Annotated in this window: 10 protein-coding genes; 7 read left to right on the top strand and 3 right to left on the bottom strand. The window is 72.2% G+C overall.

Translation table 11 applies throughout. The features are described 5' to 3' along the window. The first annotated feature begins 8 nt into the window (after positions 1–8). Positions 9–566 (top strand): DUF6328 family protein, encoded by a 558-nt coding sequence (locus tag ACFU53_RS43160; protein WP_384005262.1) that lies wholly within the window; start codon positions 9–11, stop codon positions 564–566. Here the strand turns inward: ACFU53_RS43160 and ACFU53_RS43155 are convergent. After that, positions 538–996, bottom strand: a complete 459-nt coding sequence (locus tag ACFU53_RS43155; protein WP_384005260.1) for an ATP-binding protein — start codon at positions 994–996, stop codon at positions 538–540. The genes ACFU53_RS43160 and ACFU53_RS43155 overlap by 29 nt on opposite strands. A gap of 247 nt (positions 997–1,243) precedes the next feature. Between ACFU53_RS43155 and ACFU53_RS43150 the strand changes: the two genes are divergently transcribed. Beyond that, positions 1,244–2,104 carry a helix-turn-helix domain-containing protein gene (locus ACFU53_RS43150; RefSeq protein WP_384005259.1) on the top strand — a complete coding sequence of 287 codons (861 nt, stop codon included), beginning with the start codon at positions 1,244–1,246 and terminating at the stop codon, positions 2,102–2,104. A gap of 9 nt (positions 2,105–2,113) precedes the next feature. Further along, the gene (locus ACFU53_RS43145; protein WP_384005258.1) at positions 2,114–2,338 is read left to right on the top strand and encodes a DUF397 domain-containing protein; all 225 of its coding nucleotides are present in this window, start codon (positions 2,114–2,116) and stop codon (positions 2,336–2,338) included. 57 nt (positions 2,339–2,395) lie between these two features. On the opposite strand, the gene ACFU53_RS43140 is transcribed toward ACFU53_RS43145, so the two are convergent. Further along, positions 2,396–3,526, bottom strand: coding sequence for an 8-amino-7-oxononanoate synthase (locus tag ACFU53_RS43140; protein ID WP_384005257.1), 1,131 nt, complete (start codon positions 3,524–3,526; stop codon positions 2,396–2,398). Between the two features lie 201 nt (positions 3,527–3,727). Here ACFU53_RS43140 and bioB point away from each other — a divergent pair, with 201 nt between their 5' ends. From bioB to bioD, 3 genes are read left to right on the top strand one after another with little or no spacing between them, the layout of a single operon-like run. After that, positions 3,728–4,972: a biotin synthase BioB gene (gene bioB / locus ACFU53_RS43135; RefSeq protein WP_384005256.1), complete on the top strand. Its 1,245-nt coding sequence runs from the start codon at positions 3,728–3,730 to the stop codon at positions 4,970–4,972. After that, entirely contained in the window at positions 4,965–6,260 is a 1,296-nt protein-coding gene (locus ACFU53_RS43130; protein WP_384005255.1) for an adenosylmethionine--8-amino-7-oxononanoate transaminase, read from the top strand. Before bioB ends, ACFU53_RS43130 begins: the two co-directional genes overlap by 8 nt. A gap of 22 nt (positions 6,261–6,282) precedes the next feature. Continuing rightward, positions 6,283–7,008: a dethiobiotin synthase gene (gene bioD, locus ACFU53_RS43125; RefSeq protein ID WP_384005261.1), complete on the top strand. Its 726-nt coding sequence runs from the start codon at positions 6,283–6,285 to the stop codon at positions 7,006–7,008. A gap of 150 nt (positions 7,009–7,158) precedes the next feature. Here bioD and ACFU53_RS43120 read toward each other — a convergent pair whose 3' ends face one another. Beyond that, on the bottom strand, positions 7,159–9,312 hold the full coding sequence (locus ACFU53_RS43120) for a LuxR C-terminal-related transcriptional regulator (protein WP_384005254.1): 2,154 nt from the start codon (positions 9,310–9,312) through the stop codon (positions 7,159–7,161). Between the two features lie 169 nt (positions 9,313–9,481). On the opposite strand from ACFU53_RS43120, the gene ACFU53_RS43115 reads away from it, so the two are divergent. After that, positions 9,482–10,168, top strand: coding sequence for an esterase/lipase family protein (locus tag ACFU53_RS43115; protein WP_384005253.1), 687 nt, complete (start codon positions 9,482–9,484; stop codon positions 10,166–10,168). The last annotated feature ends 42 nt before the right edge of the window (positions 10,169–10,210 follow it).

The raw sequence follows: 10,210 nt of genomic DNA, 5'->3' as shown, positions 1-10,210 counted from the left end.
GTTCATCCATGGCCGACGAACGCACCCGCCCCGCACGCAACGAGACACCCCTCGAACGCGCCGACCGCAACTTCTCCGAGCTGCTTCAGGAGTTGCGGGTCACCCAGACCGGGGTACAGATCCTCTTCGCGTTCCTGTTGACGCTGGCCTTCACACCGCGCTTCCCGGACCTGGACTCCGTACAGCGCGCCACCTACGTCACCACCCTGCTGCTGGCGGTCCTCGCGGCGACGCTCTTCACCGCCCCCGCCGCCCTGCACCGCTCGCTCTTCCAGCAGAACGCCAAGCCCGCCATCGTCCAGGTCTCGTCCCGGCTGGCCACCGCGGGCCTGATCGTGCTGATGCCGGCCTTCACCGGATCCGTCCTGCTCGTCGTGGACGTGACGCTCGGCCGGACGGCCGGGATCGTCGCCGGGGCCGGCACGCTCCTCGTGTGCCTGATCCTCTGGGGCGTGCTCCCGAAGCTGGTGGGACGCTCCTCCGACCGCGACCGCGACGGCACGCCGACATCGGCGCCGGCCGCGGGCGAGAGCCCTGTCAGGTCTCCTGCGGACCGCCTGTCCTGACCGGCTGTACGGGGACCGTCCACGGAAGTTCGATCGCCACCGTCTTGCCGCCCTCCCGTGTGGGTCTGACGCTCAGCCTGCCGCCGCACTCGGCGGTCAGCCAGCGGATGATGACCATGCCCCGGCCGTTGTCCTGCTGGACGGCGGCGGGCAGACGTTTCGGAAAGCGTGGATGGCTGTCGGTGACGCCGATGCGCAGTTGCTCGTCCCGGTCCAGCGCGATGTCCACGGTGAAGGTGGGCGACTGACCGAGGGTGTGCTGGACGGCGTTGGTGGCGAGTTCGGACACGATCAGGCGCACGGTGTCCGCGATATCCGTGTCGCCCGGCAGGCCCCATTCGGCGAGCACACTGGCGACGTAGTTCCGGGCTGCGGACACCGAGGCGGGATCGCTCGGCAGAGTGACGGATGCTTCCAGGTGATCTGCCATGGCGAGGCGTCCCTTTCCCACGGGACCGGTGTCCGACAGGGAGCGGATGGTTCGACTACGGTCCCGGACTGGTGCTTCGCGCCAGACTGCCACTACCTGGGCTGTCACGGGTGGCGATCCACCAAGATATGCATATATCTGTCGCTCGAAGCGGTGAACTATCCGACGGCCGACCGTATTTGGGTGGGGTCTTCGTCCATCCTCTGTCGTCACCCCGACTTCGCGCGCCGGGCGGAAGGAGGAACCCATGCAGTACGGTCCGGCGGTGCGCCGCCGCAAGCTCGGTGCCGAGTTGCGTGTCCTGCGCACCCGTTCCGCGCTGACCAGTATCGAGGCGGCCCATCGCGTGGGCTGGCACCAGTCCAAGGTGAGCCGGATCGAGACGGGCGCCAGCGGGGTGAAACCCGCGGACGTGCGCAGACTACTGGACGCTTACGGGGTCGACGACACCGAATTACGGGAGCTGCTCCTGGCTTTGGCGGGTTCCGAGGACGGCGGTGGGCGGCACAACTGGTGGCACGCGTACCGGGGTGTGCTGCCGCCGACGTACCGGGACTTCATCAGCCTGGAGTCGCAGGCCCGGGGGATGCGGACGCTGGAGACCTCGGTGGTGCCGGGACTGCTGCAGATCCCCGAGTACGCGCGGGCGGTGACGAGGGCGGCGGTGGAGGGGCTGGAAGACGACAAACTCGACGCGCTCGTGGAAGTGCGGCTCGCACGGCAGGAGGTTCTGCGCGCGAACCCGCCGATGGAGCTGAGCGCCGTGCTCGACGAGGGCGTTCTCCGACGTGAGGTGGGCGGTCCCGAGATCATGACCCGGCAGTTGGGCCGTCTGGTCGAGGCGGCGCGGCTTCCTCAAGTGCGACTGCAGGTACTCCCGTTCACTGCCGGGGCACACATCGGCGTCACGGGCCCTTTCGTAATATTCTCATTTCGGAGCACATCCGATCTGGATGTGGTTGTTCTCGACCACTTGACGAGTAGCCTCTACCTCGAGCGGAAAGAAGACCTCAAGGCATATGTCGAGGCCTTCAACGCCCTTCAGATCCACGCCCTTTCACCCGAGGACTCGTTGGATTACATCGCCGGGCTAGCCGCCGGCGCGTAAGGAGGCACCATGTCCGCACTGCCTCGGAACGTACCCACCAGTGCCGAACTGCGCGGAGTGCGATGGCTGCGCAGCAGCCGCAGCACAGGAATGAACAACTGTGTGGAGACGGCCCGTCCCGGGTCCGGCCGCTGGGCCGGGCTTGTGGCCGTACGCGACTCGAAGAACACGGCGGGGCCCGCCCTGCTGTTCGACCCCGAGGCCTGGGAGGGATTCATCACCACGCTTCGGTGACCGTCACCGACAGCACACGTACTTCCGCTTACGGCGACGCTCGGCCGGGACGCCGACTCACGGTCGCGTATCGCCGATGATCCTCACGGCTCGGCCGATCTGCCCCTCGGTGAGATCCGCCCGGGCGGTCAGCCGCAGCCGCGAGACGCCGTCCGGCACGGACGGTGGGCGAAAACAGCCGACGACGAGACCCGCCGTCCGGCAGTCCGCCGCCCACCGCACCGCCTGATCCGGTGACGGCGCGCGTACGGACACCACGGCGGCGTCGGGCCGCACCGCTTCATGGCCCGACGCCGTCAGCCGTGTGTGCAGCTCTCTCGCCACCGCGCGGGCCCGTGCGGCCCGCTCCGGCTCGCGGCGCAGCAGCCGGAGCGCGGCGAGCGCCGCGCCGGTCGCTGCCGGGGCGAGGCCCGTGTCGAAGATGAACGTCCGGGCCGCGTTGACCAGGTGGTCGATGACGTGCGCCGGGCCGAGGACGGCACCGCCCTGACTGCCCAGCGACTTCGACAGCGTGACCGTCACGACGACGTCGGGGTCCCCCGCGAGCCCCGCCGCGTGCGGTGCGCCCCGGCCCCCGTCGCCCAGGACACCGAGCCCGTGAGCGTCGTCCACGACGAGCCCGGCGCCGTACTCCCGGCAGGCTGCGGCCAGTCCGGCCAACGGGGCGGCGTCGCCGTCCACGGAGAAGACCGTGTCGGAGACGGCGACGGCAGCCCCCTGGCCCCCCGTGCCCAGCGCCTTGCGGACGGCGTCGGGGTCGGCGTGGGCGACGACCTGGGTGGTGCCCCGGGCCAGCCGGCAGCCGTCGATGAGGGAGGCGTGGTTGCCCGCGTCGGAGACGATCAGGGAGCCGTGCGGCGCGAGCGCGGTGACGGCGGCGAGGTTGGCCGCGTAGCCGGAGGAGAAGACGAGGGCGGCCTCGAAGCCGCAGAAGTCGGCCAGTTCCCGTTCCAGCTCGCCGTGGAGTTCGGTGGTGCCGGTGACGAGCCGGGAGCCGGTGGCCCCGCCGCCCCACCGGCGCGCGGCCTCTGCGGCGGCCTCGGTGATCTCGGGGTGCCGGGCGAGACCGAGGTAGTCGTTGCTCGCGAGGTCGAGGAGCGGCGAGTCGGCCGGACGGGGGCGCAGGGTGCGTACGAGCCCGGCCCGGCGGCGTGCCGACGCCTGCTCGTCGATCCAGCCGAACGCCATGGGTCCTCCGGGGTGGTGTGTGCGGGCAGGCCGCGGCGCCGGGGCTGTCGTGGACAGCGCCGCCGGGCTTTTGTAGGCAGTGCACAGACACTAACGGCACGACCGGCGGCCCACGATGTGGTGATACCCACACGTCGATCCCACTCTGTTGTCCGAACTCTCCTTGGCCGGGAGCGGTCCCGTAGGACAGGATCGGCTCTCATGGACCTGCTGAACACGCTGGTGGACAAGGGGCTCCGGCGCGAGCCGCTGAGCCGTGCCGAGGCGCTCGCCGTCCTCGGCACCTCCGACGACGAGCTGTTGGACGTGGTGGCCGCGGCCGGGAAGGTGCGCCGGCACTGGTTCGGGCGCCGGGTGAAGCTGAACTATCTGGTCAACCTGAAGTCCGGCCTGTGCCCCGAGGACTGCTCCTACTGCTCCCAGCGGCTCGGCTCCACGGCCGGCATCCTCAAGTACAGCTGGCTCAAGCCCGACGAGGCCTCCAAGGCCGCCGCGGCCGGGCTCGCCGGTGGCGCCAAGCGGGTCTGCCTGGTGGCGTCCGGGCGCGGTCCGACCGACCGGGACGTGGACCGGGTCTCCGACACCATCAAGACGATCAAGGACCAGAACGAGGGCGTCGAGGTGTGCGCCTGCCTCGGTCTGCTCTCCGACGGCCAGGCCGAACGCCTGCGCGAGGCGGGCGCGGACGCCTACAACCACAACCTGAACACGTCCGAGGCGACGTACGGCGAGATCACGACGACGCACACGTACGCCGACCGCGTCGACACCGTCCAGAAGGCGCACGCGGCGGGCCTGTCGGCCTGCTCGGGCCTGATCGCGGGCATGGGCGAGAGCGACGAGGACCTGGTCGACGTGGTCTTCTCCCTCCGCGAACTGGACCCGGACTCGGTGCCGGTCAACTTCCTGATCCCGTTCGAGGGCACCCCGCTCGCCAAGGAGTGGAACCTCACCCCGCAGCGCTGTCTGCGGATCCTGGCGATGGTGCGGTTCGTCTGCCCGGACAGCGAGGTGCGGATCGCGGGCGGCCGTGAGGTACACCTCCGGACGATGCAGCCGCTCGCCCTGCACCTGGCCAATTCGATCTTCCTCGGCGACTACCTCACCAGCGAGGGCCAGGCCGGCAAGGCCGACCTGGAGATGATCGCGGACGCCGGGTTCGAGGTGGAGGGCACCGATCAGGTGACGCTGCCGGAACACCGGGCGACCGTCACCGCGGGTGGAGGCTGCGGGTCCCAGGAGAGCGCCGGGTGCGGGTCGCACGCGGCGGGCGGCTGCGGGTCGCACGAGAGCGCGGGCGCGGGCTGTGGGTCGCACGCGGGTGGCGGTGTCTGCGGCTCCGCCGCCGGGGCCCCGGCCGAAGAGACCTCGACGGGCGAGGCTCGTACGGATCTCGTGGCCGTACGCCGTCGGGGCGCCGGAACCGACCTCGCACCCAATGCCTGATCTGCCCGACCTGAGCGTGCCCGAGCTGCTGGAGCTCGACCGGCGGCATGTGTGGCACCCGTACGGGCCCATGCCGGGCCGGCAGGAACCGCTCGTCGTGCAGTCGGCGAGCGGGGTCCGGCTGCAGCTCGCGGACGGCTCGGGCGAGTTGGTCGACGGCATGTCGTCCTGGTGGTCGGCCATCCACGGCTACAACCACCCGGTGCTCAACGAGGCGGCGCGCGAGCAGCTCGGCCGGATGAGCCACGTCATGTTCGGTGGGCTCACCCATGAGCCCGCCGTGCGGCTGGCGAAGCACCTTGTCGACATGTCGCCCGAGGGGCTCGAGCATGTGTTCCTCGCCGACTCGGGGTCGGTCTCCGTCGAGGTCGCGGTCAAGATGTGCCTGCAGTACTGGCGCTCCCTCGGCCGCCCCGGCAAGCGGCGCCTGCTGACCTGGCGCGGCGGCTACCACGGCGACACCTGGCAGCCGATGTCGGTGTGCGACCCCGAGGGCGGGATGCACGAACTGTGGCAGGGCGTCCTGCCCCGGCAGGTGTTCGTGGACGCGCCGCCGGCCGAGTACGAGGAGTCGTACGCGGAGCTGCTGCGCTCGGCGATCGAGCGGCACGCCGACGAACTGGCCGCCGTGATCGTGGAGCCCGTGGTGCAGGGGGCGGGCGGGATGCGGTTCCACTCCCCCGCGTATCTGCGGGTGCTGCGCGAGGCGTGCGACACGCACGACGTGCTGTTGGTGTTCGACGAGATCGCGACCGGGTTCGGGCGTACGGGTGCGTTGTTCGCGGCGGACCACGCGGCGGTGACACCGGACGTGATGTGTGTCGGCAAGGCGCTGACCGGCGGTTATATGACGATGGCGGCGGCGCTGTGCACCGCCCGGGTGGCCGACGGGATCTCGCGGGGCGAGGTGCCGGTGCTGGCCCACGGCCCCACCTTCATGGGCAACCCGCTGGCGGCGGCCGTCGCCTGTGCCTCGATCGAGCTGCTGCTCGGTCAGGACTGGCTCGCGGAGGTCAAGCGGATCGAGACGGGGCTGCGGGAAGGGTTGGCGCCGGTGCGCGAGGTGCCGGGCGTGCGGGACGTACGCGTCCTCGGCGCGATCGGGGTCGTGCAACTCGACCAGCCGGTGGACATGCGGGCCGCCACGGCGGCCGCGGTGCGCGAGGGCGTGTGGCTGCGGCCGTTCCGCGATCTCGTCTACACGATGCCGCCGTACGTCACGGGCGACGAGGACGTGGCACGGATCGCGCGCGCGGTGTGCGCGGCGGCGACGGCGACGGCGGGATGACGGGATGACGGAAGAGGATGTCATGACGGTCCTGGTGATCACGGGGACGGGCACGGAGGTCGGCAAGACGGTCACCACGGCGGCCGTCGCGGCGGTGGCCGTGGCGGCCGGCCGGTCCGTGGCCGTCCTCAAGCCCGCGCAGACCGGTGTACGGCCGGACGAGCGCGGCGACGCGGACGAGGTGGCACGGCTCGCGGGTGCTGTGACCGTCCGCGAACTCGCCCGCTACCCGGAGCCGTTGGCGCCCGCGACCGCCGCCCGGCGGTCCGGCATCCCTCCGGTGCACCCCGAGGACGTCGCCGAGACGGCGGCCAAACTGGCCGTCGACCACGACCTGGTGCTGGTCGAGGGCGCGGGCGGCCTCCTCGTCCGCTTCGACGAGGCGGGCGGCACGCTGGCGGACACGGCGCGCTTGCTCGGCGCGCCGGTGCTGCTGGTCGCCTCGGCGGGGCTGGGCACGCTGAACACGACTGAGCTGACGTCCCGCGAACTCGCCGTGCGCGAGGTGGAGTTGGCAGGCGTCGTCATCGGCAGCTGGCCCGCTGCCCCCGACCTGGCGTCCCGCTGCAACCTGGCGGACCTACCAGTGGTGGCAGGGGCCCCGCTGCTGGGGGCGGTACCGGCGGGGGTGGGGGCGTTGGAGCCGGTCGACTTCCGGGCGAGGGCCGCTGGTTGGCTGGCGCCGGGTTTGGGCGGGGCGTGGGACGCCGAAGCCTTCGCGGCACGGGAAACCGCCGAACTGCCCTAGCTGCGGGCAGTCGTGCGAACTGCCCTGGTTGCGGGCAGTCGTGCCGCTGGGGCGGCAGGGGTGGGCGCAGCGGGCAACCGGCGAGCGGCGGTGAGCGAACCCGACCCCCGCCCAGCCAGAGCCACCGGGCAGCAACGTCCCAAGTCCCCCTCAGCCGCCGCCCTCCCCCAGCAACCGCACCAACTCGATCCGCGATCTGATCCCCAACCGCGAGAACACACCCCGCAGATGGTGGTCGATCGTGCGGGGGCTGAGGAGGAGTCGCGCGGCGATCTCCCGGTTCGTGGCGCCGTCCGCGGCCATGCGGGCGATCATCAGTTGCTGGGCGGTGAGGCGGGTGGCGAGGTCTTCCGCGGCGGGGGCGGTGGATGCGCGCTCGCCGAGGGCGCGGAGTTCGGCGCGGGCCTGGGCCGCGCAGTGCGGAGAGCCGAAGTGGTCGAAGGCCTCCAGGGCGCTGTGGAGCCGGTCGCGGGCCTCGGTGCGGTTGCGGAGCCGCCGCAGGGCGCTGCCGAAGAGCAGTTCCGTGCGGGCGCGTTCGAAATCGCGGGTGCCGGACGCGTGCAGGTCGAGGGCCGTGCGGTAGTGCTCGACGGCCTCCTCCCCGGTGGCGAGGAGCGCACGGCAGCGGGCGCTGAGGGCGAGGTCGTCGGCGCTGCGGACGGTGCGGGCCCAGCGGTCGTAGTCGGCGTGCGCGGCGCGGGCCACCCGGGTGTCGCCGGTACGGACGGCGGCCTCGACGTAGTGCGGGGTGGCGATGTGCCGGATGGCCCGGTGCCCGTGCCCGGGGCCGAAGCCGGCGAGCGCGCGGAGGCGGGCGGCCGAGGCGGCGTACCGGCCGGTGCTCAGGTCGAGGAAGGCCAGGGCGAACATGGCGAGCGCGGCGGGGAGTCCGAGGCCGCGTTCCAGGGCGTACGCGCGGGCGGACTCGGCGCGCTCCCGGCACACCTGCTCGTCGCCGGTGACGGCGGCGAACATCGCGAGGGCGGCCTGGAGATGGCAGGCCCCGTTGTCCTGCCCGGTGGCGTACGCCTGGCGCAGGGCGTCCACGGCGGCGGCCTCGGCGGCCTTGGGGCGCCCGGTCCAGAACTCGGCGTAGGCCCGGAACTCCATGGCCTGCGGCACGGTGACCGTGTCGCCCCGGGCCCGGGCGGAGGCGGCGGCGCGGGCGGTGGCGGTGAAGGCGCGGGTGTGGTCGCCGAGGAGGAGGGCGGCGATCCCGGAGTGGATCAGCTGGGTGGGGTCGCCGCCTGGACCGCAGCGCCCGGCGGCGGCTTCGAGGACGTCCCGGGCGTCGTCGTAGCGTCCCTCGAACGCGGCGGCGAGCGCGCCGAGGGTGCTGGGCGGCAGGATGCCGAGCCCGTCGGCGACGGCGGCGGCCTCACGGCAGCGGCGGAGGTCCCCGGTGTAGATGGCGGCCTCGGTGGCTCGTGCCAACAGATGGGCAGCCCTGTCCGAGGTGTGGTCGCCGACGTGCCGGACGGTGGCGGTGAGCAGGGCGTCGAAGGCCTCGGCCGCGTTCCCGGCGCGCAGGGCGAGCAGTCCGCCGAGAGCGTCGTCGTCGGTGGCGACGACGAGGCGGCGGGCCCGGTCGCCGTCGCCCGACTGCCAGGCCTCGGCGGCGGCCTGGGCGAGCAGGGGCATGCGTTCGGCCGGTTCGGGGGTGAGCGTGGCGGCGCGTTCGGCGAGGGCGGAGGCGAGGGTGGGGTCGCCGATGGCACGTGCCACCCGTGCCGCCAGGCGGAGTTCGGCGGCGAGGCGGCGGCTGGGGCCGAGGGCGGCGGCGGCCCGGTGCCAGGACCGGCCGGGTCTCTCGCCCTCGCCACTGAGGACCGCGGCGAGGAGGCGGTGGGCCTCGCGCCGGTCGGTCATGGACGCGGACTCGTACACGGCGATCCGGGTCCAGGCGTCCCGGAAGACGATGCCCTGGACCGTGGCGTGCGCGAGGCCCGCCGCCTCCGCCGTGTCGAGGGGGCGGGTGTCGAGCCGGGCCGCCGTGACGGCCCGCGCGTAGGCGTGCGTCGGGACCGGGTACTGGTCGGCGGCGGCGAGGAGCAGCAGGAAGCGGGTGTCGTCGGGCAGGGCCCGTACGTCCCGCCGGTGGGTTCGCAGCAGGGCGGGGGCCAGCGCCAAGGGCTCGGCGGGGAGCGGGTCGAGGCCCGTGAGCTGCCGTCGGGTCAGGGCGGCGGCGAGTTCCGCGGCGGCCCGCGGATCGCCGTGGGCGGCGTGCAGCAGGCGTACGCGCACGCCTTCGGACAGCGTGGGCGCGACGGCCGACGCTGCGTTCGGGCTCGACCACACGTTCATGGGGGACGGTGGCGAGCGATGCGGAAGTCGTGGGGGGTTCACCGGAGTCACCACGCTCATCACGTTACTGGCGAGTTAACCGGGCAGTAAAGACCGGCGATTACACCGATGCGGCGCGCGTAGACCCGCCCCGACACTCCTGGCAACCCCACCCGTTTCAGGAGGCACCATGCAGCGCCGCATGCGCCGTGTCGCCACGGCTCTCTCGACCGTGGCCACGACGCTCCTTCTGTCGCTCTCCTTCTCCGCGTCCCCCGCTCAGGCCGCGACCCACAACCCGGTCGTCTTCGTACACGGACTGAGCAGTTCGTCCAGCAGCTGGGACGAATGGGTCTCCTACTTCCAGGAGGACGGCTACTCCTCCTCGGAGCTGCACGCCTGGTCGTACGACTGGGCCAAGTCGAACGTGACGACGGCCCAGCAGCTCCAGACCAAGATCCAGAGTGTGCTCGCCGCGACCGGGGCCTCCAAGGTCGACCTGGTCGTCCACTCGATGGGCGCGCTCAACTCCCGCTACTACCTGAAGAACCTCGGCGGGACGACGTACGTGGACGACTTCGTCTCGACAGCCGGGGTCAACCACGGGACGACCGTGGCCGGATGGTGCCGCTGGCTCTACACGTCCTGCTCGGAGATGTACACCGGCAGCTCGTTCCTGACCTCGCTCAACTCCGGGGACGAGACTCCGGGCAGCGTCTCGTACGCCAGCTACTGGTCGAACTGCGACGACGCGCTCACCCCGGACACCACCGCGATCCTCAGCGGCGCCACGAACGTCGAGGTCGGCTGTGTCTCGCACACCGACATGAACAACGACTACGGCATATACGAGCAGGTCCGGGACTTCGTCGCCTGACCCAACACCCGGCCCGCCGCTCCCCGGCACCCGTCGCACAGC

Origin of the sequence: Streptomyces sp. NPDC057474, from assembly GCF_042802555.1 — a bacterium.
Lineage (GTDB): Bacteria > Actinomycetota > Actinomycetes > Streptomycetales > Streptomycetaceae > Streptomyces.
Note: the sequence above shows the minus strand (reverse complement) of the source record. Positions and strands in the feature narration are given on the sequence as shown.

Excerpts from the sequence above, each read along its gene's own strand:
- ACFU53_RS43160 (WP_384005262.1), top strand. The coding sequence starts at position 9 with ATGGCCGACGAACGCACCCGCCCCGCACGCAACGAGACACCCCTCGAA.
- ACFU53_RS43155 (WP_384005260.1), bottom strand. The coding sequence starts at position 996 with ATGGCAGATCACCTGGAAGCATCCGTCACTCTGCCGAGCGATCCCGCC.
- ACFU53_RS43150 (WP_384005259.1), top strand. The coding sequence starts at position 1,244 with ATGCAGTACGGTCCGGCGGTGCGCCGCCGCAAGCTCGGTGCCGAGTTG.
- ACFU53_RS43145 (WP_384005258.1), top strand. The coding sequence starts at position 2,114 with ATGTCCGCACTGCCTCGGAACGTACCCACCAGTGCCGAACTGCGCGGA.
- ACFU53_RS43140 (WP_384005257.1), bottom strand. The coding sequence starts at position 3,526 with ATGGCGTTCGGCTGGATCGACGAGCAGGCGTCGGCACGCCGCCGGGCC.
- bioB (WP_384005256.1), top strand. The coding sequence starts at position 3,728 with ATGGACCTGCTGAACACGCTGGTGGACAAGGGGCTCCGGCGCGAGCCG.
- ACFU53_RS43130 (WP_384005255.1), top strand. The coding sequence starts at position 4,965 with ATGCCTGATCTGCCCGACCTGAGCGTGCCCGAGCTGCTGGAGCTCGAC.
- bioD (WP_384005261.1), top strand. The coding sequence starts at position 6,283 with ATGACGGTCCTGGTGATCACGGGGACGGGCACGGAGGTCGGCAAGACG.
- ACFU53_RS43120 (WP_384005254.1), bottom strand. The coding sequence starts at position 9,312 with ATGAACGTGTGGTCGAGCCCGAACGCAGCGTCGGCCGTCGCGCCCACG.
- ACFU53_RS43115 (WP_384005253.1), top strand. The coding sequence starts at position 9,482 with ATGCAGCGCCGCATGCGCCGTGTCGCCACGGCTCTCTCGACCGTGGCC.